Annotated in this window: 19 protein-coding genes; 9 read left to right on the top strand and 10 right to left on the bottom strand. The window is 68.4% G+C overall.

Annotated features, from left to right (window positions below):
* Window positions 1-92: 92 nt before the first annotated feature.
* From OYT95_RS32285 to OYT95_RS32245, 9 genes are all read left to right on the top strand, one after another.
* Entirely contained in the window at window positions 93-1,193 is a 1,101-nt protein-coding gene (locus OYT95_RS32285; protein WP_268790074.1) for an NADH:flavin oxidoreductase/NADH oxidase, read from the top strand.
* 243 nt (window positions 1,194-1,436) lie between these two features.
* Complete coding sequence (locus tag OYT95_RS32280) at window positions 1,437-2,906, top strand: MFS transporter (RefSeq protein ID WP_128641897.1); 1,470 nt, start codon at window positions 1,437-1,439, stop codon at window positions 2,904-2,906.
* Between the two features lie 9 nt (window positions 2,907-2,915).
* Entirely contained in the window at window positions 2,916-3,782 is an 867-nt protein-coding gene (locus OYT95_RS32275; RefSeq protein WP_037226359.1) for a ribokinase, read from the top strand.
* 58 nt (window positions 3,783-3,840) lie between these two features.
* Window positions 3,841-5,940, top strand: a complete 2,100-nt coding sequence (locus tag OYT95_RS32270) for a RecQ family ATP-dependent DNA helicase (RefSeq protein ID WP_037226357.1) — start codon at window positions 3,841-3,843, stop codon at window positions 5,938-5,940.
* A gap of 151 nt (window positions 5,941-6,091) precedes the next feature.
* A complete protein-coding gene (gene ectA / locus OYT95_RS32265) occupies window positions 6,092-6,604 on the top strand; it encodes a diaminobutyrate acetyltransferase (protein ID WP_009474013.1) in 513 nt (170 codons plus the stop codon).
* A gap of 27 nt (window positions 6,605-6,631) precedes the next feature.
* Complete coding sequence (ectB, locus tag OYT95_RS32260) at window positions 6,632-7,894, top strand: diaminobutyrate--2-oxoglutarate transaminase (protein WP_112299446.1); 1,263 nt, start codon at window positions 6,632-6,634, stop codon at window positions 7,892-7,894.
* Between the two features lie 19 nt (window positions 7,895-7,913).
* Window positions 7,914-8,312, top strand: coding sequence for an ectoine synthase (locus OYT95_RS32255; RefSeq protein WP_005261294.1), 399 nt, complete (start codon window positions 7,914-7,916; stop codon window positions 8,310-8,312).
* Window positions 8,313-8,322: 10 nt separating this feature from the next.
* Window positions 8,323-9,258 (top strand): D-isomer specific 2-hydroxyacid dehydrogenase family protein, encoded by a 936-nt coding sequence (locus OYT95_RS32250; RefSeq protein ID WP_037226354.1) that lies wholly within the window; start codon window positions 8,323-8,325, stop codon window positions 9,256-9,258.
* Window positions 9,259-9,279: 21 nt separating this feature from the next.
* Window positions 9,280-10,107 (top strand): NAD-dependent protein deacetylase, encoded by an 828-nt coding sequence (locus OYT95_RS32245; protein WP_268790073.1) that lies wholly within the window; start codon window positions 9,280-9,282, stop codon window positions 10,105-10,107.
* Window positions 10,108-10,110: 3 nt separating this feature from the next.
* On the opposite strand, the gene proB is transcribed toward OYT95_RS32245, so the two are convergent.
* From proB to OYT95_RS32195, 10 genes are all read right to left on the bottom strand, one after another.
* A complete protein-coding gene (proB, locus tag OYT95_RS32240; RefSeq protein WP_268790072.1) occupies window positions 10,111-11,211 on the bottom strand; it encodes a glutamate 5-kinase in 1,101 nt (366 codons plus the stop codon).
* Window positions 11,208-12,668 carry a GTPase ObgE gene (gene obgE, locus OYT95_RS32235; RefSeq protein WP_037226351.1) on the bottom strand — a complete coding sequence of 487 codons (1,461 nt, stop codon included), beginning with the start codon at window positions 12,666-12,668 and terminating at the stop codon, window positions 11,208-11,210. Before obgE ends, proB begins: the two co-directional genes overlap by 4 nt.
* Before the next feature lie 143 nt (window positions 12,669-12,811).
* Window positions 12,812-13,075, bottom strand: a complete 264-nt coding sequence (gene rpmA, locus OYT95_RS32230) for a 50S ribosomal protein L27 (RefSeq protein ID WP_005248077.1) — start codon at window positions 13,073-13,075, stop codon at window positions 12,812-12,814.
* Window positions 13,076-13,117: 42 nt separating this feature from the next.
* A complete protein-coding gene (gene rplU / locus OYT95_RS32225; RefSeq protein ID WP_005248081.1) occupies window positions 13,118-13,429 on the bottom strand; it encodes a 50S ribosomal protein L21 in 312 nt (103 codons plus the stop codon).
* 206 nt (window positions 13,430-13,635) lie between these two features.
* Complete coding sequence (locus OYT95_RS32220; RefSeq protein WP_128641895.1) at window positions 13,636-17,061, bottom strand: translation initiation factor IF-2 N-terminal domain-containing protein; 3,426 nt, start codon at window positions 17,059-17,061, stop codon at window positions 13,636-13,638.
* Between the two features lie 458 nt (window positions 17,062-17,519).
* Window positions 17,520-17,939 carry a nucleoside-diphosphate kinase gene (gene ndk, locus OYT95_RS32215; RefSeq protein WP_005248085.1) on the bottom strand — a complete coding sequence of 140 codons (420 nt, stop codon included), beginning with the start codon at window positions 17,937-17,939 and terminating at the stop codon, window positions 17,520-17,522.
* An 18-nt stretch (window positions 17,940-17,957) separates the two neighbouring features.
* On the bottom strand, window positions 17,958-18,368 hold the full coding sequence (locus tag OYT95_RS32210) for a DUF4233 domain-containing protein (RefSeq protein ID WP_005248087.1): 411 nt from the start codon (window positions 18,366-18,368) through the stop codon (window positions 17,958-17,960).
* Window positions 18,365-19,792 (bottom strand): bifunctional tetrahydrofolate synthase/dihydrofolate synthase, encoded by a 1,428-nt coding sequence (folC, locus tag OYT95_RS32205; protein WP_005261300.1) that lies wholly within the window; start codon window positions 19,790-19,792, stop codon window positions 18,365-18,367. The genes OYT95_RS32210 and folC overlap by 4 nt, the downstream gene beginning before the upstream one ends.
* Window positions 19,789-22,464: a valine--tRNA ligase gene (locus tag OYT95_RS32200; protein WP_128641894.1), complete on the bottom strand. Its 2,676-nt coding sequence runs from the start codon at window positions 22,462-22,464 to the stop codon at window positions 19,789-19,791. The genes folC and OYT95_RS32200 overlap by 4 nt, the downstream gene beginning before the upstream one ends.
* A 56-nt stretch (window positions 22,465-22,520) precedes the next feature.
* Window positions 22,521-22,673 carry a hypothetical protein gene (locus tag OYT95_RS32195; protein ID WP_009474026.1) on the bottom strand — a complete coding sequence of 51 codons (153 nt, stop codon included), beginning with the start codon at window positions 22,671-22,673 and terminating at the stop codon, window positions 22,521-22,523.
* Between the last annotated feature and the right edge of the window lie 61 nt (window positions 22,674-22,734).

Below are 22,734 nucleotides of genomic sequence, written 5' to 3'. Positions count from 1 at the left end.
CCTGTACACCGCGGAGCGGGAACGACCGGGAATGATTTGGCCCCCCGCGCAGGTTGCGACTGGTCGAGACCATCAGAGGCAGGAGTGCTGTAGTGAGCGTGTTGTTCGAACCGATCACCTTCCGTGGAGTCACCGTCCCCAATCGGGTGTGGATGGCGCCGATGTGCCAGTACTCGGCCGACGTGACGGGCAGTGGTGTGGGGGTGCCCAACGACTGGCACCGGACGCACCTCGTGACGCGTGCCATCGGCGGTGCCGGGCTGATCCTCACCGAGGCGACGGCCGTCAGCCCCGAGGGCCGCATCAGCGCCGCCGACCTCGGCATCTGGAACGACACCCAGACCGAAGCCTTCGCGGAGATCAACGCACAGCTCGAGTACTTCGGCGCGGTCCCGGGCATCCAACTCGGTCACGCCGGGCGCAAGGGATCCGCGCACGTCCCGTGGCGCGGGGGCGGGAGCCTCGACGACGACGATCGGCTGTCCTGGCAGACGGTGGCGCCGAGCGCGATCGGTTTCGGCGACCACAACCCGCCCGCCGCGGCGACGACCGCCGACATCCGGAAGGTGGTCGCCGATTTCGCCGCCGCCGCCGAGCGGGCGTCGCGGGCCGGTTTCAAGGTGGTGGAAATCCATGCGGCACACGGCTACCTGCTGCATCAGTTCCTCTCCCCGGTCAGCAACCACCGCGCAGACGAGTACGGCGGCAGCTTCGCGGGCCGCATTCGCCTCCTGCTCGAGGTCGTCGACGCGGTGCGCGGGGTCTGGCCGGCCGAGTTGCCCGTCTTCGTCCGCGTCTCGGCGACCGACTGGCTGTCCGAGGAGCCCGGCCTCGACACGGACAGCTGGACGCCGGATCAGACCGTGTCCCTCGTGCAGGCCCTCGCCGACCTCGGCGTCGATCTCGTCGACGTCTCCAGCGGCGGCGTCGCGTCCGCCCGGATCCCGGTGGGACCCGGCTACCAGGTCCCGTTCGCCCGTCGCATCCAGAACGAGACCACGGTCCCGGCCGCCGCCGTCGGGCTCATCACCGAGCCGGAGCAGGCCGAGCGGATCGTGGAGACGGGTGAAGCCGTCGCCGTGTTCCTCGGACGCGAACTGCTGCGCGACCCGTACTGGCCGCGAAAAGCCGCACTCGCATTGAATGCCCAGGTGACGCCGCAGATTCCGGCGCAGTACGCGCGGGCGTACTGAGGCTCGGGCCGACAACCCCCCGTATCCTTTGCTACGGTAATCGCTCTTACAGCTGGTAGTCCCGCACCCCGGACGGTGGGGCGGGACCGAGCCACGAGCCAGAGCCGATCGGCGGGGGCCGCATCGCGCCGAAGGGCCGTGGGTTGCCGAACCCGACCAGCAATCGCCGTGCGGGCGACGAAAAGATGCGTGCATCAGGTACGTGCCCCGCGCGGGTGATAACTGCGCTGGGGAGCGCACGACATGACTGCACCAGATCACTCGATCACGTCGGCCGAGGTGGCCGAATCACCTGATGTCACGGTCACCGACGAGGCCTCCGTCAAACGAGCCGTCAAGGCCACCATGCTCGGTAACGCCATGGAGTGGTTCGACTTCGGCGTGTACGCCTACCTCGCGACCACCATCGGCAAGGTGTTCTTTCCCGAGGCCAGCGGTACCGCACAGCTGCTGTCGACGTTCGCGATCTTCGCCGCGGCGTTCATCGTCCGTCCCCTCGGTGGACTGTTCTTCGGTCCGCTCGGTGACCGGATCGGCCGCAAGAAGGTGCTCGCCACCACGATCATCCTGATGGCGGGCAGCACATTCGCCATCGGCCTCATCCCGAGTTACGGATCCATCGGGCTCGCGGCACCGATTCTGCTGGTGCTGTTCCGGCTCGTGCAGGGATTCTCGACGGGCGGCGAGTACGGCGGCGCCAGCACGTTCGTCGCCGAGTACGCGCCGGACAAGCGCCGCGGCTTCTTCTCGAGCTTCCTCGAATTCGGAACCCTCGCCGGGTATGTCGCGGCCGCGGGCCTGGTCACCATCATCAGCACCGTGGTCAGCGCCGACGCTCTGGTGGACTGGGCGTGGCGAATTCCGTTCCTGCTCGCCGGCCCGCTGGGCCTGATCGGCCTCTACCTGCGGTTGCGGCTCGAGGAGACGCCCGCGTTCCAGCAGATGGAGCAGGCCGAAGAACGTTCGCTCGCAGAAGAATCCACGGGACGCAAGCTGCGCGAAACCCTGGTGGAGAACTGGCGGCCGCTGGTGCTGTGCGTCATCCTGGTCGCTACGTACAACATCGCGCACTACGGCCTGCTCAGCTACATGCCGACGTACCTGTCGAACACGCTCGGCTACGACGAGTCGCACGGACTCGTCCTCATGATCATCGTGATGCTCATCATGATGGTGTGCATCAGCTTCGTCGGAAAGCTCTCCGACCGGGTCGGGCGGAAACCGTTGCTGCTGGCCGGTTTCGTCGGATTCTTCGCGCTGTCGCTGCCCGCGTACCTGTTGATCGGTGTCGGCCACTACTTCACCGTCTTCCTCGGCCTCGCGATGCTCGGCGGCCTCCTGCTGCTGTTCGTCGGCGTCTTCCCGTCGGTCCTTCCCGCGCTGTTCCCCACCGGAATCCGCTACGGGGGGCTGGCGATCGGTTACAACCTCGCCGTGTCGATCTTCGGTGGCACCACCCCCCTCGTCCTCACGGCGTTGCAGGATGCGACGGGCAGTGACCTCGTCGCGCCGATGTACATGATGGTCGCGGCCGTCATCGGCGGTATCGCGGTTCTGCTCATCTCCGAGACCGCCCGGAAGCCGTTGGAGGGTTCGCCGCCCGCCGTGGCCACGGACGCCGAGGCCCGCCGCATCCTGAAGCGTCTCCGCCGCACCAAGGGCGAGGCATCCGCGACACCCGCACAGAAGACGGCGGCCGCCGACGCGGGTTAGTCTCGGAAGATGTCCGCTCCCAGGGTCGCCGTGGTCGGCAGCGTCAACATGGACCTACTGACGGCGGCCGAGCGGTTACCCGCGCCGGGGGAGACGATCCTGGGCAGCGCCTTTGCCGCCACCCCCGGCGGCAAGGGTGCCAACCAGGCGATCGCCGCGGCGCGGGCCGGTGGCGCCGTGACGTTCGTCGGCGCCGTCGGCTCCGACGTGTTCGCTCTCGACCTGCGACAGGCCCTCGTGGACGCCGAGGTCGACACGCGGTACCTGCGCGAAGTGGACGGGCCGAGCGGAATCGCGGCGATCACCGTCGACGCCGCCGGCGAGAACAGCATCGTCGTGGTTCCGGGCGCCAACAGCACCGTGGTGGACCTGACGCCCGCCGAACTCGCGGCCGTCGCGGACGCCGACGTCCTGCTCTGCCAACTCGAGATACCCCTGGGCACCGTGCTGGCCGCGGCGGCGCACGCCGCGGCACACGGCACCGTCGTGATGTTGAATCCGTCACCGGCGCAGACACTTCCGCCCGAACTCGTGGAGCTGGTCGACGTGCTCCTCGTCAACCAGACCGAGGCCGCGCAACTCGGCGCCGAGGTCACCGGCATCATCTCCCACGTCGTGACCACGCTGGGATCGTCGGGCGCGGACTACGCGGGCGGCGACGGCACCGCGCTCCACGCCGACTCCCCCGAGGTCGAGGTGGTCGACACGACCGGGGCGGGCGATGCGTTCGCCGGCGCCCTGGCCGTCTCGTGGCGGCGCGGGCCGGCGGCCGCTGTCCCGTTCGCGTGCACGGCGGGCGCGCTCGCCACCACCCGCCGCGGCGCCTCCACATCATCGCCCACCCTCGCCGAGATCGAGGCGGCGCTGCCCGGCTGAGCGAGCTCCTGCCGTCGCCCGAATCCTCCGTGTCACCCGTGTCGTGCACCATGGGGGCATGACGACCGCCACCGAACCCGCACTCCGTGACGAGGCCGAACGGCTGCTCCGCGAGCTGGCAGGCGAGCACGCCACCCTCCGCGACGACCAGTGGACGGCGATCGAGGCGCTCGTGGTGGGCCGCAGACGGGCGCTGGTCGTCCAGCGGACGGGCTGGGGCAAGTCGGCTGTCTACTTCATCGCGGCAAAGCTCCTGCGGGCGCACGGGCACGGCCCCACGGTCATCGTGTCGCCGCTCCTGGCACTCATGCGGAACCAGGTGGCCTCCGCCGAGCGGGCAGGCGTGCGCGCCGCCACCATCAATTCCGGCAACGTCACCGAGTGGGACGACATTCACGCCCGGGTCGCGGACAACGAACTCGACGTTCTGCTGGTCAGCCCCGAGCGTCTCAACAATCCCGACTTCCGCGACCAGGTCCTGCCCTCCCTCGCAGCCGACGCGGGTCTCGTCGTGGTCGACGAGGCGCACTGCGTGTCGGACTGGGGTCACGACTTCCGTCCCGACTACCGGCGGATCCGCACGTTGATCGCCGAACTGGGCGAGGGCATCCCCGTACTGGCCACCACCGCCACGGCGAACGACCGCGTCGTCTCCGACGTCTCGACGCAGCTCGGGGTGGGTGGCGCCGAAACCCTCGTCCTCCGCGGCGGCCTCGAACGCGAGTCGCTGCACCTGTCGGTCGTGCAGATTCCGGAGGCCACCGCCCGGGCCGCGTGGCTCGCCCAGAAGCTCGACAGCCTGCCCGGCTCGGGCATCATCTACGCGCTCACCGTGTCGGCGGCGCGGGATCTGGCGAGCCTGCTGTCCGAGCAGGGCCACACGGTCGCCGCCTACACGGGGCAAACCGACGCCGCCGAGCGCGAGACCCTCGAGCAGGACCTGCTCGGCAACCGCGTAAAGGCCCTCGTGGCGACGTCCGCGCTCGGCATGGGGTTCGACAAGCCCGACCTGGGGTTCGTCGTGCACCTCGGTGCGCCGTCGTCCCCCATCTCCTACTACCAGCAGGTCGGGCGTGCCGGACGGTCCACCGACCGCGCCGAGGTCATCCTGCTGCCCGGCTCCGAGGACAAGCAGATCTGGAGCTATTTCGCCTCAGTGGCGTTCCCCCGGGAGCACGTCGTGCGCCGGGTCATCGAGGTCCTCGACACCGACCGGCCGCAGTCCACGCAGGCGCTCGAGCCGCTGGTGGAGCTGGGCCGCACCCGGCTGGAGATGGTCCTGAAAGTCCTCGACGTGGACGGTGCGGTACGCCGGGTGCGCGGCGGCTGGGTGGGCACCGGGGAGCCCTGGACGTACGACGCGGACCGCTACGAGCGCCTGGAGCGGGCCCGCGAGTCCGAACAGCAGGCGATGATCGACTACCAGCGGATCACCACGTGCCGGATGGCGTTCCTGCGCGAGCAGCTCGACGATCCGGGTCTGGCGGCGGGAACCTCGGAGTGCGGCCGGTGCGACAACTGCACCGGAGTGCGCCACGACGCGACCGTGGACGCCGAGGCGGTACAACAGACCAGGACGCGCCTCGAGCGGCCAGGCGTGGATCTCGCGCCCCGTAAACAGTGGCCCACGGGCCTCGCGAAGCTCGGCGTGACGCTGTCCGGGAAGATCACGGACGGCCCCGAACCGGGGCGCGTCCTGGGCCGGCTGTCCGACCTGGGCTGGGGTCAGCGGCTGCGGTCCCTGCTCGACGAACCGGACGGACCTGCCCCCGACGCCGTCCTGAAGGCCTGCATCCAGGTGCTGGCCTCCTGGGACTGGGCCGAGCGTCCCACCGCCGTCATGGCGGTCGAATCCGCCACCCATCCCCTTCTGTCGGCGTCGATCGCGGGGCAGCTCGCCGCTGTCGGACGACTCTCCGACCTGGGAGTTCTGCGGCTGCGACCGGAGCATCCGCCGGTATCCGCGGCCAATTCCGCGTACCGGGTGGCCGGGCTCGTCGGCGCCTGGGAGGTTCCCGACCTTCGCGACGCATCCGGACCGGTGCTGCTCGTCGACACACTCACGGACACCGGCTGGACCCTCACGATGGCCGCCAGGACGCTCCGCGCGGCGGGTGCCGCGTCGGTCCTCCCCTTCGCGCTCGCGAGTCTCAAATAGGCGAAGTGTGTCGCTTGCGGTTCACCCAAAAGTTACATAATGTGATGAGCATCACTTTGCACGTCTCACCTGCAAAGCTCCGCCGCCTGAACTGTCCAATTTCGCGAGGCACGTGAAATCGAAGGGGATGGTTGTTAGGTTCGAATTTCCAATGACGCCTGTTCAGAAGAGTGCCATCCCGACCACCGCGCCGGACGCGGTGTTGTTCAGAAGTCCAGAGATCACTGACGGAGTCCGGCTCTGGGAGATCGCCAGGAACACGGAAGTGCTCGATCTCAATTCGAGCTACGCATACCTGTTGTGGTGTAGAGATTTCAGCCGCTCGTCGGTCGTCGCAGTCGTCGACGAGCGCGTCGTGGGATTCGTATCGGGCTTCATCCGCCCCGAATCCCCAGCGACGCTGTTCGTCTGGCAAGTTGCCGTAGACGCAGACCAGCGCGGCAAGGGAATTGCAGGTCGCATGCTGAGCGCGCTGCTCGATCGACTTGCACCCGAAGGGATTACCCATCTCGAGACGACGATCAGCCCCGACAACGAGGCCTCGATCGCGCTGTTCACAGCATTGGCGCGTCGCCGAGATACGGCGATCAACAAGCAAGAACTGTTCTCCCCTAATGATTTTCCCGATGGACACGAAGCCGAAGATCTGTACACGATCGGCTAAGAGCATGCCCCGGAGGAATGCAGCAACATGACTAACTTCGATACGAACATTTTCGACAACCTCGAATCCGAGGTTCGCAGCTACAGCCGTGGCTGGCCCGCCGTCTTCGAGTCGGCGTCCGGATCGTGGATCCGCGACGAGAACGGCCGCGACTACCTCGACTTCTTCGCCGGTGCCGGTTCGCTGAACTACGGCCACAACAACCCGGTCCTGAAGTCGGCGCTCGTCGACTACATCGTCAGCGACGGCATCACGCACGGTCTCGACATGTCGACCGTGGCCAAACGCGACCTGCTCCAGACCTTCCAGGACAAGATCCTGAAACCGCGAGGTCTCGACTACAAGGTCCAGTTCCCCGGCCCCACCGGAACCAACACGGTCGAGGCCGCACTGAAACTGGCGCGCAAGGTGACGGGTCGTTCGTCGATCATCAACTTCACCAACGCTTTCCACGGAATGACGCTCGGCGCCCTGTCGGTCACCGGTAACTCGATGAAGCGCGCCGGCGCCGGAATCCCACTGGTGCACGCCACCCCGATGCCGTTCGACAACTACTTCGACGGCGTCACCGAGGACTTCCACTGGTTCCGCCGCGTGCTCGACGACTCGGGCAGTGGCCTGAACCGTCCGGCCGCCGTGATCGTGGAGACCGTGCAGGGTGAGGGCGGCGTCAACGTCGCCCGTGCCGAGTGGCTGCGCGCCCTCGCGGACCTGTGCGCCGAGCGCGAGATCCTGCTGATCGTCGACGACGTCCAGATGGGCTGCGGGCGCACCGGGCCGTTCTTCTCCTTCGAGGTCGCCGGCATCACCCCGGACATCGTCTGCCTGTCGAAGTCGATCAGCGGCTACGGTCTCCCGATGGCGCTGACGCTGTTCAAGCGTGAGCTCGACGTGTGGGGCCCGGGCGAGCACAACGGCACGTTCCGTGGCAACAACCCGGCATTCGTGACGTCGAAGGTGGCCCTGGACCACTACTGGTCCGACGACACTCTCCACAAGTCGACGCTGACCAAGGGCGAGAAGATCCACCAGGCGTTCACCGATCTGGCGAACCAGTTCGAGGGCTCCGTTTCCACCCGCGGTCGCGGCCTCGTCCAGGGTCTCGTGTTCGACGAGCCGGAGAACGCGGGCAAGGTCTGCAAACTCGCCTTCGACGAGGGCCTGCTCGCGGAGACCTCCGGACCGTCCGACGAGGTGGTCAAGCTCCTTCCGGCGCTCACCATCACCGACGAGGAACTGGACCACGGACTCGCCATTCTCGCCGACGCCACCGGCAAGGTTTGCAGCTAGAGAGAGGACTGACACTCACATGATCGTTCGTACCACCGCAGAAATCACCGACACCGAGCGCGACATCACCAGCGAGGACGGAAACTGGCGCAGCAAGCGCATCATCCTCGGCGGCGACAAAGTGGGTTTCTCGTTCCACGAGACCACGATCAAAGCGGGCTCGGTCAACGAGTTCCACTACGCCAACCACGTCGAGGCCGTCTGGCTCGTCGAGGGAACCGGCAAATTGATCGACCTCGACAACGACAAGGTCTACGAACTCGGCCCCGGTTCGATGTACCTGCTCAACGGTCACGAGCGTCACCGTGTCGAGCCCGACACCGAAATGCGCATGCTGTGTGTGTTCAACCCGCCCGTCACCGGCCGTGAGGTCCACGACGAGAACGGTGTCTACCCCTTGGTCGAGGTTCCCGCGTAAGTTCGACCCCATGGCCGACGACGCTGCTGTTCCAGCTATAGCCATCGGACCCGCCCCGGACCCGCTCCTCGAGGATGCGGTGCGCCGGGGCGGTGCCCGTGTGGCCCCCCTCGAGTCCGCGGACGCTCTGGTCTGGACCACGGGTCCGATCGGGTTCCCGGACCCGCTTCCCGAGAACATCCGCTGGGTGCAGTTGAACTCCGCGGGTGTCGAGGAGTGGTTCGCCGCGAAGGTGATCAGACCCGACACCACCGTTCTGTGGACGTCGGCGGCGGGCGCGTTCGCCGCCACCGTCGCCGAGCACGCGCTGACTCTGCTGCTGGCCGGGGTGCGGGCACTCCCGGAGCACCTGGAGGCGAAGACGTGGCGCCAGCAGGAGTTCTTCTCGAAGATCGGCACCCTGCGGGGCACCACGGTCGCCATCGTGGGTGCCGGCGGCATCGGCCGGGCGCTGATCCCGATGCTCGCGGGCGTCGGGGCCGACGTCATCGCGGTGAACCGCTCCGGCAGCCCCGTTCCGGGCGCGATCGAAACGCTCCCCACCACCCGTCTGGGCGAGGTGTGGGCCCGCGCGGACCACTTCGTGCTCGGGGCTCCCGCGACCGACGCCACGCACCATCTGGTCGGGGCGGCGGAGTTCGCACAGATGAAGCCGACGGCGTGGGTGATCAACGTCGCGCGCGGTTCGCTCGTCCACACCAATGCTCTGGTGAAAGCGCTGCGGGACAACACGATCGGCGGAGCGGGACTCGACGTCACCGATCCCGAGCCGCTTCCCGACGGCCATCCGCTGTGGGATCTGCCCAACGTGATCATCACCCCCCACGATTCCAACCCGCCTGCGGTCCGCCCCCCGGCGTTCGCGGAGCACGTGGCGCTGAACGTCACCCGCTTCGTCGCCGGTGAGAATCTCACCGCTCTGATCGATCCTGTCGTCGGGTACTGAACCGGCGCTACCCTGGAGTGCGTGTTCGCCCGACTGATCGACGTACTCGGTGGCCGGCGTCTGTGTGTGATCACGGGCGCCGGCATCTCGACGGACTCCGGGATCCCCGATTACCGGGGTCCGGATTCGCCACCGCGCAATCCCATGACCTACCAGCAGTTCACCGGTGACCCCGATTTCCGCCGCCACTACTGGGCGCGGAACCACCTCGGCTGGCGGCACATGGACGCCGCCCGGCCCAACACCGGCCACCGCGCTCTGGCGGGGCTCGAACGCGCCGGTGCCGTGCGTGCCGTCATCACCCAGAACGTCGATCTACTGCACACCAAGGCGGGCAGTCGCCGGGTGATCGACCTGCACGGCACGTACGCCCAGGTCCGGTGCCTGACGTGCGACGCCCTGATCTCACGGGCCACGCTCGCCGACCGGCTCGAGCGTGCGAACCCGGGATTCGCCGAAACCGTCGCTGCCGCACAGGGAGTGGAGATCGCACCGGACGCCGACGCGGTGATTACCAGCACCGAGCATTTCCGGATGGTCGACTGCGAGACGTGCGGCGGCCTGCTCAAACCCGACATCGTGTACTTCGGAGAATCCGTCCCGAAGCCGAGGGTCGCCGCCGCCTACGACGTGGTCGACGAGGCCGAGGCGCTCCTCGTGGCCGGCTCGTCGCTCACCGTCATGTCGGGACTGCGGTTCGTCCGCCGCGCCGCCAAACGCGGAATCCCCATCGTCATCGTCAACAGGGGGACGACACGCGGCGACGAATTCGCCACCCTCACCCTCCACGCCGGCTGCTCCGACGCACTCACCGCACTGCTCGACGCGTCCTCCGCACTGCCTGCGTAACCCTCAGAGCGGCACCAGATCGTCCGCGTGGACGACGGGGCGCTGCATCTCCGCGGGCAGTTCCTGGGTCGACTTGCCCAGGATGTCGCTGATCTCGGCGGAGTCGTATGCCACCACTCCCCTGGCGACGGGACGCTCGTCGGGGCCGAGGAGCGACACGACGTCGCCGCCGTAGAACCGCCCCGATACCGCGCTGATCCCCGCGGGCAGCAACGACCGCCGCTTGGTGACGACGGCACGCACAGCGCCCTCGTCGATGTGCAGGATCCCCTGCTCGTCCGCGGCGTGGCGTACCCAGAACTTGCGCGCCGACAACCGGGACGGCCGGGCCGCGAACGCCGTCCCCACCCCGGCGTCCCGCAGCGCTGCCTCGGCATCCGAGGCGGCGGCGAGCAGCACGGGTACGCCGGCATCGGCCGCGAGGCGCGCTGCCGACAGCTTGGACGCCATCCCGCCGGTGCCGAGAGCGCCGCCCGAGCCCGCGACCACCCCGTCGAGATCCTCGGGGCTGTTCACCTCGGGAATCAGCGTGGCGTTGCCCTTGCGGGGGTCGCCGTCGTACAGCCCGTCGACATCGGACAGCAGGACCAGCGCGTCGGCGCCGACCAGGTGCGCGACGAGTGCCGCGAGCCGGTCGTTGTCACCGAATCGCAACTCCGCCGTGGCCACCGTGTCGTTCTCGTTGACGACCGCGACCGCGTGCAGCGCGCGCAGGCGGTCGAGGGTGCGTTGCGCGTTGCGATGCTGCGCGCGGCGCGCGATGTCGTCCGCGGTGAGCAGCACCTGCCCGACGGTGCGCCCGTACCGGGCGAACGACGTGCCCCAGGCGTGGGCCAGCGCGAGCTGGCCCACGCTCGCGGCGGCCTGCTTCGTCGCCAGGTCCCGTGGCCGCTTGGTCAGCCCCAGCGGGGCCAGACCCGCGCCCACGGCCCCGGACGACACGACGACCACGTCGGAACCGGCACGCATCCGTGCCTCGATCGCGTCGGCCAGCGCGTCGAGTCGACCGACGTCGAGCCCGCCGACCAGGCTGGTCAGCGCGGACGATCCGATCTTCACGACGATGCTGCCGGCCGACGCGATCGTGCGCCGGGTGGCGCTCACTGGTCTTCGGGGTCGAGGCCTTCGAGACCGCGACGGACCCTGGAAGCGTGCTTGCGTTCCGTGGCGCCGATCCGCTCCACCTGGTCCAGACGCGGGTCGGTGCCGCGCCCGGTGCGGGTGAGATCGACACCAGCGGGTGTCTGGGGCTCCCAGTCGAAGCTCACGTTGCCGATCGTGACGGACGCGCCCGGCTCCGCACCCTGCTTGACGAGTTCGGTTTCCACCCCGAGCCGCGCGAGGCGGTCGGCGAGGTAGCCCACGGCCTCGTCGTTGTCGAACTGCGTCTGCCGCACCCAGCGCTCCGGCCGCGTGCCGCGGACGATGAACCCACCGGGAATCTCGGGATCGGCGACGACGCTGAAGCTGTTCTCGTTCGCGATCACCGGGCGGATCACCTGACGCTTCGGCTCGGCCTTCGGGTGCGCCTCACGGTAGTCCGCAACCAGCTTCGCCAGTGCGAACGTCAACGGGCGCAATCCCTCTCGGCTCACGGCCGAAATCGTGAAGATCGGCCATCCGCGAGCCTCGAGGTCGGGGGTCACCATCTCGGCCAGCTCCGCGGCCTCCGGCACGTCCGCCTTGTTCAGGATCACGATGCGGGGACGGTCCGCGAGGTCACCGAGCCCCGTGTCCCCGGACAACGCGCCCTTGTACGCCGCGAGTTCGGCCTCGAGCGCGTCGATGTCGGAGATCGGATCGCGGCCCGGGTCGAGCGTCGCGCAGTCGACGACGTGGGCCAGCACGGCGCACCGCTCGAGGTGGCGCAGGAAGTCCAGACCCAGTCCGCGGCCGTCGCTCGCGCCGGGGATCAACCCGGGCACGTCGGCCACCGTGAACGTGGTGTCGCCGCTCGAGACCACACCGAGGTTCGGCACGAGCGTCGTGAACGGGTAGTCGGCGATCTTCGGCTTCGCCGCCGACAGCACCGACACGAGCGAGGACTTGCCCGCAGACGGAAATCCGACCAGCCCGACATCGGCCACGGACTTCAGTTCGAGGACCAGTTCCCGCTCGACGCCGTCCTCACCGAGGAGGGCGAAGCCCGGCGCCTTGCGCGCCTTCGACGACAGGGCCGCGTTGCCGAGTCCGCCGCGGCCACCCTGGGCGGCCTCGAAGCGGGTGCCGACACCGATGAGGTCGGCGAGGATACGGCCGTCCTTGTCGAGGACGACGGTGCCGTCGGGGACCTTCAGGATCAGGTCGTCGCCCTGGGCGCCGTCACGGTTGCTCCCCATCCCCTGCTTGCCGTTGGTGGCCTTCGCGTGGGGGTGGAAATGGAAGTCGAGGAGGGTGTGGACGTTGCCGTCCACCTCGAGCACGACGTCACCGCCACGCCCGCCGTTGCCGCCGTCCGGGCCACCGAGCGGTTTGAACTTCTCCCGGTGTACGGAGGCGCAGCCATTGCCGCCTTTTCCGGCGCTGACGTGCAGCACGACGCGGTCAATGAATCGGGACATGACTGCCGGATCCTTCCTCAGTCAATTGTGTTGATCTCACTCTTGAAAAAAACAATAGGGGCGGACCGGGTATCACGACCCAGGTCCGCCCCTATTGGGAGCGTGAAACGTCCCTCACGGGACGATGCATACTCGCGGCAGGACTAGGCCTCTGCCGCCGCCGGAACGATGTTCACGGTCTTGCGTCCACGCTTGGTGCCGAACTCGACGGCACCGGCAGAGAGCGCGAAGAGCGTGTCGTCGCCGCCACGACCGACGTTGACGCCGGGGTGGAAGTGGGTTCCGCGCTGACGCACCAGGATCTCGCCGGCGCTGACGGACTGGCCGCCGAAACGCTTCACGCCGAGTCGCTGAGCATTTGAATCGCGACCGTTACGGGAGCTGGATGCACCCTTCTTATGTGCCATGTTCTTGACCCTCCTCGGGTGAAATCAGCTCTGAAGCTCTAGCTACTTGATGCCGGTGACCTTGAGGACCGTCAGCTTCTGCCTGTGGCCCTGACGCTTGTGGTAGCCGGTCTTGTTCTTGAACTTGTGGATCCGGATCTTCGGGCCCTTGGTGTGCTCGACGACCTCACCCGTGACCGAGATCTTGGCCAGCTTGTCGGCGTCGGTCGTCAGATCGGATCCGTCGACGACGAGAACGGGAGCAAGCGAGACAGCAGTGCCGGGCTCACCCTCGATCTTCTCGACCTTGACGAGGTCACCAACAGCGACCTTGTACTGCTTTCCGCCGGTCTTGACGATCGCGTACGTTGCCATCGGAGGGCTACCCCTTGCTTCTTCGAACTTGCTCGCGCCACAGTGTGCGCGACTGGTCTGGTGTGACGGCTAGCTCGGTCGAGATCGCGCAGCCTTCACAAGTGAGGGCACAGCTGACCTTCATCGCCGAGTAGCGACTGGTCAAGGTTACAGGAAGGCAACCGTTCCGTACAAACCGGCGTCGATTGCCTTCCTGAGGTCCCTCGTCAGTTGTCGGCGTCCACCGGCGGGCCGGCGGGACGTGCCGCGGCCCGGCGACGACGCGGCCTGCGCGGCGCTGCCTGCGAATCCGCGCCGTCGGGCGAGGACGCCGGCGGTCCGCTCACGGCCGAAGCCGACATGGCCGGTTCGGGCTCCGGTGCGTGCTCCGCGCCGGACTCCGATGTCGGAATCACGAATACCGTCCCGGCGCTCGGGGTTTCGGACACCGGCGCTGCCGCTGCCCTCGACACCCGCCGGCTCCGGCGCCGCGGCGGGGCCACCGGCTCCGGTTCGGGCTCGCGCTCCACGACGGGTTCCGGGGTCTCGGCGACCGGAGCCGCTTCGGCCGGCGCAGCTTCGACGACCGGCGCTTCGGCGACGGCTTCTTCGGCGACGGCTTCTTCGACGACAGCCTCCTCGACGACAGCGTCCTCCGCCTCGGGAGCCACGACCGCTTCCGCAGCCACCGCTGCCGGGGCCTCCGCCACGGCTTCCTCGATCCCGGGCAGGTCCGCCGCCGGCGTCTCCGCCGTGTCGGCGATCGCCCGCTCCGGCTCGGGAACCGCCGCGGCGGGCTGCTCCGCCGCGTGCCCGCTGTGTGCGTGCGCGGCCTCCTCCTCGTGATGGTGGTGTGCCATCGCGAGGGCGACCGGGTGGGCCCGCTTGACGGTGGCATCCACCGTCGGGGTCTCCTCGTGCACAGGAGGCTGCGAGGTCTCCCCGCCGGACGACTTGTCGCGTCCCCGCTTCTTGCGGGAGCCACCGGAATCGCCGCCGCGGGACGACGCGCGCGCACCGTTGTCCTCGGAGGTCTTCACCTCGATCGGCTCGGCGTGAACGATGATGCCCCGGCCGTGGCAGTGCTCACACGTCGTCGAGAACGCCTCGACCAGCCCGGTGCCCAGCTTCTTCCGCGTCATCTGGACCAGGCCCAGCGACGTGACCTCGGACACCTGGTGGCGGGTGCGATCCCGGCCCAGTGCCTCGGTCAGGCGTCGCAGCACGAGATCGCGATTCGATTCGAGCACCATGTCGATGAAGTCGACGACGATCATCCCGCCGATGTCGCGCAGGCGCATCTGCCGGACGATCTCCTCGGCCGCCTCGAGGTTGTTCCGGGTGACGGTCTCCTCGAGGTTTCCGCCGGCACCGGTGAACTTGCCGGTGTTGACATCGACCACGGTCATGGCCTCGGTGCGGTCGATGACGAGCGTGCCGCCGGACGGCAACCAGACCTTGCGGTCGAGCGCCTTCGCCAGCTGCTCGTCGATGCGGTGCGCCTCGAAGACGTCGACACTGTTGTCCGACGTGTGCTGCTCGAGCCTCGGCATGAGGTCGGGAGCCACCGACTTGATGTACGACTCGACCGTCGACCAGGCCTTCTCTCCCTCGATCACGAGCTTGGAGAAGTCCTCGTTGAACAGGTCGCGGATGACCTTCACGAGAAGGTCGGGCTCCTCGTACAGTGCCTGCGGGTTACCGGACTTGCCGGATTCCGCCTTCGCGGCCTGAGCCTCGATCCCGGCCCACTGATCCTGCAGACGCTTCACGTCGCGGGCGAGTTCTTCTTCGCTCACGCCCTCCGACGCGGTCCGGATGATGACTCCGGCATCCGAGGGCACGATGTCGCGCAGGATGTCCTTGAGGCGCTTGCGCTCCGTGTCGGGCAGTTTGCGGCTGATACCGGTGGACGTGCCGCCCGGTACGTACACGAGGAAGCGGCCCGCGAGGCTGATCTGCGTGGTCAGCCGCGCACCCTTGTGCCCGACCGGGTCCTTGCTGACCTGGACCAGCACCTGGTCGCCCGGCTTGAGCGCCTGCTCGATCTTGCGGGAATTGCCACCGAGGCCGGCGGCCTCCCAGTTGACCTCACCGGCATACAGGACGCCGTTGCGGCCGCGGCCGATGTCGATGAACGCGGCTTCCATGCTGGGCAGAACGTTCTGGACGCGTCCGAGGTACACGTTGCCGACCATCGAGGCCGACGCCGACGTGGTCACGAAGTGTTCGACGAGGACGCCGTCCTCGAGCACGGCGACCTGCGTCGTCGCGTGCGGTTGCCCGGTGGCGATGCGGTCGCGCACCACCATCACGCGGTCGACGGCCTCGCGGCGGGCCAGGAACTCCGATTCCGTGAGGATCGGCGGACGGCGGCGGCCGGCGTCGCGGCCGTCGCGGCGACGCTGACGCTTCGCCTCGAGCCGCGTCGAACCCGTGATGCCCTGGACCTCGTCCTTCGAGCGGCTCTTGTTGCGAGGTTCCCGCTCGTGGACGACGGTGTTCGGCGGATCGTCCTCGGACGTGGCCTCGCCCGAGCCCTCGCCACCGGACTTGCGACGGCGACGACGACGGCGGCGACGGCTCGACCCGTCGGAGTCGCCCTCACCGGCCTCTTCGTCACCGGACTCCGCTTCGGCCTGCTCGGCCTCCGCGGGCTTGTCCTCGGAATCCTTCTTCGGCTTCTCTTCGGGCTCCCGAGTCGGCGCCTCGGCGACCTTGTCCTCGTGCGCGGACTCCTCGGCCTCGGCACCCTCGGTGTCGGTGTCGGTGTCCTGCTCATTCTGCTGTTCGCCCCGTCCGCGACCACGGCCGCGACGGCCGCGGCGGCGACGGCGCGGCTGATCCCCGTCGACGTCGGACTCGTCCGACTCGGTGTCGGCGGTTCCGGTGTCCGTGGCCTTCGCGGGCTCGGTCACGTCCTCGCGCGATTCGGCGACGGACTGGCGCGATTCAGCGGCGGCCTGGCGCGATTCGGCGACGGGCGGCTGCTCGGTGGTGGGTTCCGGTGTCCCGGCATCCCGGCGACTGCGCCGGCGACGCGGCGGGGTCTCGACCGCCGCGAGGTCGGGCTGCAGGAAGAGCGGGACCTGCGAGACGGCGGGCGGAGTCTCCGCGGCGGGCTCGGCGGCGGGCGCCTCGACCTGGTACGACGCGGTGGTGAACAGGTCGCGTCCGAGGTCGCGCTCGGAAACCGCGGCCTCCTCGGCGACGGGCTCCTGCGCGGGAGCTTCCTGGGCCGGGGCTTTCTCGGCAGGAGCTTCCTCGGTGGGAACCTCCGGAGCCGCGGTCTGCTCGGCCGCCGCTTCCTCGACGTCCGCGGCCGCGACCGGTTCCGGCGCGACCTCGACGACCGGTTCGGCGGCAGGGGTCTCCGCGACCGCTTCGGCCGCGGCGGGTGACTCGGTGGGAGCGTTCTGCGCAGCGGTGAAGGCCGCGTGCACGCGCTCGGCAATGTCGCGTTGCAGGCTGGACTGCGCGCTGCGCAATTCCGTTCCGAGGGCCGCAGCCTCGGCGATTACCTGCTTGCTCGTCACGCCCAGCATCTTCGCGAGGGCGTGTACGCGAATCTTCTCCGGAAGAGCGGGAACCGTGCTCCCGGCGGTGGCCGTGTCGTTCGGCTCTGAATTTGTGGGCGGCGCTTGATCGGCCACGTAGTCTCCTCAGCCCCCGGGCGCGTCCACTCCCGTGTCTGGGGGTGTCACGCGGCCACGCGAGGGCGCAGTATGTGTACTCGCGCCCCAGATGTGAGCGCGAGATTGTCTGGTCTCGCTCCACACAGCGCGTGCAGTGTCCGTTTTCACTGCACACCCATGTAGTGCCTTACGGATGGCCGTGATCCACGGCGCGAGCGCCTGATCATCCAGCGTGCCGAAACGCCCAGGTATTTCCTGTTGACGCAGGGGCAGCGATGAAGGGCATCGAACCGTGGTGTCATCCGGTCGAAGCCACGTGGTGCACAAATTGCGGTCCGACCACCCTCAGTATCCCACACGTGCGCCGCAGTCCGTGCCAGCGGCGCACGTATCGGTCTGGAACATGTTCCGCACGCGATGGCGCCGCCGGCCCGGAGGGCAGGTCGGTGGGTCGAAGGGTGGGTGAAGAGGTGGTGTCAGTTGGCGGCGAGGTGCGGGAACCAGAGGGCGATCTCGCGCTCGGCGGACTCGACCGAGTCGGAGCCGTGAACCAGGTTCTCCTGGGCTTCGAGCCCGAAATCGCCGCGAATCGTGCCCGGAACCGCCTTCTCCACCGGGTCGGTGCCACCGGCGAGCTGACGGAACGCGGCAATCGCTCGGGGACCTTCGAGCACTGCGGCAACGAGCGGGCCGCCCGTGATGAACTCCAGCAGGCCGGGGTAAAACGGGCGGCCTTCGTGCTCGGCATAGTGGGCGGCTGCGATATCGCCGGGAGCGGTGCGCAGGTCGAGCGCGGAGATCGTCAGACCTTTCCGCTCGATACGACCGAGGATTTCTCCTACATATCCGCGGGCAACGGCATCGGGCTTGATCAGTACAAGGGTGCGCTCAGTCACGGCGCACAGCCTAAATGGTCAGCCTCGCTGCCCCGGCAGCAGGCCCCGCTCCATTCGCTGACGGACGTTCCGGCGGAAGTAGAGGAGGTATCCCCACAGGATGGCGAAGACCACGCCGACCGAACCGATCGACACGTGGACGAAGAACCCGAGCAGGAGCCCCACCTGCAACAACAGGTTGTACTTCATCGCCCAGGGACGGCCCTGCAGGCCCGCCCCGAGGATCATGAGCACCGCGAGCCCCACGAGGTAGGTTCCGGACCACCAGGTGAGCCCCCCGCCGACCGTCGCGACGACCGGCAGGGCGAGAAGCACCACGATGGCTTCCAGGATCAGGGATCCCGCGACCACCCCGCGGAATCCCTTCCACGGGTCCTTGGTCGGCGGCCCGAACTCCGGTTCCGAAGCACTCGAGTCTGGCTCGCTCACGCTGGATCCTTTCCGAAGAGGGTGCGGGCCGCGCCGGCGGTCACCACGGATCCGGTGACCACGACGCCGGCCCCCGATACTGCTTCACCGGGCTCGGCGACCTCCTCGGCCAGTCCGATGGCCGTTTCCAGCGCGTCCGCGAGTGTGGGTGCCACGACGACGCGTTCGTCGCCGAACTTGGCGACCGCGAGATTGGCGAGATCGTCGACGTCCATGGCCCGCGCCGAACCGTTGTTCGTCACGACGAGCTCGTCGAACACCGGTTCCAGCGCCGACAGGATGCCGTCGACGTCCTTGTCCCCCATCACGCTGACGACGCCGACGAGCTTGCGGAAGTCGAACTCCGCGGTCAGCGCGGCCGCGAGCGCACGAGCCCCGTCCGGGTTGTGGGCGGCGTCGAGGAAGACGGTCGGGGCGCTGCGTACGCGTTCGAGGCGTCCCGGGTTGACGACCGAGGCGAATGCCTCCCGGATGGCCTCCTGGTCGAGCTGGCGTTCCGGGCCCGCACCGAAGAACGCCTCCACGGCTGCGAGCGCGAGCGACGCGTTGCGCGCCTGGTGCTCCCCGTGCAGGGGCAGGAAGATGTCGGTGTAGACCCCGCCGAGTCCCTGCAACTCGAGCTGCTGGCCGCCGACGGCAATCTGCCGGGCGAGCACCGTGAACTCGGAGCCCTCCCGCGCGACCGCGGCATCCACCTCGACGGCCCGGCGGAGCAGCACCTCCATCACTTCCGGTGTCTGTTCGGCGAGGATCGCGACGGCGTCGCGGGGCACGAGCGCGTCCTCGCGGCCCTTCTTGATGATGCCGGCCTTCTCCTCGGCGATCCCGGCGAGGTCGTCGCCGAGATACTCGGCGTGATCGAGACTGATCGGGGTGATCACCGCGATCTCGCCGTCGATGACATTGGTTGCGTCCCAACGCCCGCCGAGACCCACCTCGACGACGGCGACGTCGACGGGGGCTTCCGCGAACGCGGCGTAGGCCATCGCGGTGAGCACCTCGAACTTGCTCATCGCGGGGCCGCCGGCCGCCTGCGACTGCTGGTCGATCATCTGCACGTACGGTTCGATCTCCCGGTACGTGTCGACGTACCGGCGGGGCGACACCGGGCGCCCGTCGATGCTGATGCGCTCGGTGGCGAGCTGCAGGTGCGGGCTGGTGGTGCGGCCGGTGCGCCGGTGCAGCGCCGTGAGCAGCGCGTCGATCATTCGCGTCACCGACGTCTTGCCGTTGGTGCCGGTGACGTGGATGGCGGGATAGCCGTGCTGCGGCGAACCGAGCACGTCCATCAGGGCCGCGATCCGGGTGAGGGACGGCTCGATCTTCGTCTCGGGCCACCGCTTGTCGAGTTCCGCCTCGACCAGTGTGAGTTCCGCGAGGTCGACAGGACTGACTTCCTCCGGCGTGAAGTCGGGCGAGGTCACGCGCCTTCCAGCTCCTTCAATCGCTTGGTGATGCGTTCGATTTCTTCCGTCGCGATCTGCTGACGCGTACGGATCTTGTCCTTGACGGCGTCGGGGGCCTTGGCCAGGAACGCCTCGTTGGACAGCTTGGCAGTGGTTCCGGTGAGTTCCTTCTGCGCGGCCGCGAGGTCCTTCTCCAGCCGGGCCTTCTCGGCGCCGAGGTCGACGTTGCCGGACGTGTCGAGGTCGACGGTGACGGTGGCCTTGCTCAACCGCACCTCCACCGACGCGGACACCGCGAAACCGTCCTCCGGGTCGGTCAGACGCGCCAGCGACGTGACCGCGGCGAGCTGCGTGTCCAGATCGGCCTCGGCGATGCCGCTGATCCGTGCGGGCACTCGCTGCGAGGGCTTGAGCCCCTGATCGCTGCGGAATCGGCGCACCTCGGTCACCAGTCGCTGCATGTCCTCGACGCGCTGCGCCGCAACCACATCCGCGGCGGCCCCGCTCGACTGCGGCCAGTCCGCCACGACGACGGATTCACGCTCGGTGAGCGCCTTCCACAGCGTCTCGGTGACGAACGGGATCACCGGGTGGAGCAGGCGCAACAGGGCGTCGAGGACATTGCCGAGCACGGCCCTCGTGTTCGCCGCGACCGTGTCGTTCTCGGCGAACTGCACCTTGGCCAGCTCGAGGTACCAGTCGCAGACCTCGTCCCACGCGAAGTGGAACAGTGCCTCGCACGCCTTGCTGAACTCGTACCGGTCGAATGCGGCGTCGACCTCCCCGCGCACCTGCTCGAGGCGGTCGAGGATCCACCGGTCCGCGTCGGTCAGCTCGCCGCGTGCGGGCAGCGGTGCCGGCGCGGCTCCGTTCATGAGGGCGAACTTCGTCGCGTTGAACAGCTTGGTCGCGAAGTTCCGCGAGGACTGCGCGTGGTCCTCGCCGACGGACAGGTCGCTGCCGGGGTTGGCGCCGCGGGCCAGTGTGAAGCGGAGCGCATCGGCGCCGAAGCGGTCGACCCAGTCGAGCGGGTCGATGCCGTTGCCACGCGACTTCGACATCTTCTTGCCGAACTGGTCGCGGACGAGGCCGTGCAGGAACACGTCCTCGAACGGCATCTGCGGTCCGGACTTGCCGCCAGCGATGGCGTCGTCCTCCGACACATACGTGCCGAACATCATCATCCGCGCCACCCAGAAGAACAGGATGTCGTAACCGGTGACGAGAACACTTGTGGGATAGAACTTCTCGAGCTCGGGCGTCTTCTCGGGCCAGCCCATGGTCGAGAACGGCCACAACCCGGAGGAGAACCAGGTGTCGAGGACGTCGGGATCCTGCACCCAGCCCTCGGGCGCGGTCTCGTCCGGTCCGAAGCACGCGACCTCACCGTCGGGGCCGTACCAGATCGGGATCCGGTGACCCCACCACAGCTGACGCGAGATGCACCAGTCGTGCATGTCGTCGACCCAGGCGAACCATCGCGGCTCCTGGCTGGCCGGGTGGATGACCGTGTCACCGTTGCGCACCGCGTCACCGGCCGCCTTGGCGAGGGATTCGACCTTCACCCACCACTGCAGCGACAGGCGCGGCTCGATGGACTCACCGGTGCGCTCGGAATGTCCGACGCTGTGCAGGTAGGGCCGCTTCTCCGCGACCACACGACCCTGCTCGGCGAGCGCCTCGCGCACCTTGACGCGCGCCTCGAAGCGGTCGAGCCCGTCGAATTGCGTTCCCGTGTCGGCGATCTTGCCGGTCTTGTCCATGATGGTCGGCATCGGCAGGTTGTGCCGCAGGCCCATCTCGAAGTCGTTGGGGTCGTGCGCAGGCGTGATCTTGACGGCGCCGGTGCCGAACTCGGGATCGACGTACTCGTCCGCGACGATCGGGATGTCGCGCCCGGTGAAGGGGTGCTCGAGCGTCGTCCCGATCAGGTGCTTGTAGCGCTCGTCGTCGGGGTGGACGGCCACGGCGGTGTCGCCGAGCATCGTCTCGACACGGGTGGTGGCGACCACGACGTGCGGCTCGTCGTCGTTCAGGGAGCCGTACCGCAGCGAGACCAGCTCACCCTCGACGTCCTCGAACTTCACCTCGATGTCGGAGATCGCCGTCTGCAGCACGGGCGACCAGTTGACGAGACGCTCGGCCCGGTAGATCAGCCCGTCGTCGTACATGCGCTTGAAGATCGTCTGGACGGCGCGGGACAGCCCGTCGTCCATGGTGAACCGGTCGCGACTCCAGTCGACGCTGTCACCGATGCGGCGCATCTGGCCGCCGATGGTGCCACCGGACTCGCGCTTCCAGTCCCACACCTTGTCGATGAACAGCTCGCGGCCGAAGTCTTCCTTCGTCTTGCCGTCGACGGCGAGCTGCTTCTCGACCACGGTCTGCGTCGCGATGCCCGCGTGGTCCATGCCGGGCAGCCACAGCACCTCGTAGCCCTGCATCCGCTTGCGGCGGCTCAGCGCGTCCATCAACGTGTGGTCGAGAGCGTGACCCATGTGCAGGCTGCCGGTCACGTTGGGCGGCGGCAGGACGATGGAGTAGCCCGGCTTGTCGCTGTGCGGGTCCGCACGGAAGTAACCGGCGTCTACCCAGCCCTGATACAGATCGTCCTCGACGGAACTGGGGTCCCAGCTCTTCGGGAGGGCATCGGCACGGTTCTGGGGATTTTCTGGAGCTGCACTGGTCACCCGTCGAGTCTAATGAACGCACGGATGACCGACGACGGGGCTACCGGGCCGCCTCGCTACTGGTCGCTGAACAGCGCGCGGTGCACCTCGGTGGCGGTGCGATGCTCGGGGTCGACGGGACGCAGCGCCTCGCCGGCGTCCTCGCCGCCTGCCTGGGATCCTGCGGTGCTGTGCAGCTCGGAGAAGAGCTGCACGTGGTGGTCGTTCAAGGGATTCCTCCGGTTCGTCTGCCGCATCCAGTGCGGCAACCACTCGAGAGTGTCGAGTATG

The sequence above is a fragment of the Rhodococcus sp. JS3073 genome, assembly GCF_026810085.1.
In the GTDB taxonomy this organism is placed as follows: domain Bacteria; phylum Actinomycetota; class Actinomycetes; order Mycobacteriales; family Mycobacteriaceae; genus Rhodococcus_F; species Rhodococcus_F wratislaviensis.
Note: the sequence above shows the minus strand (reverse complement) of the source record. Positions and strands in the feature narration are given on the sequence as shown.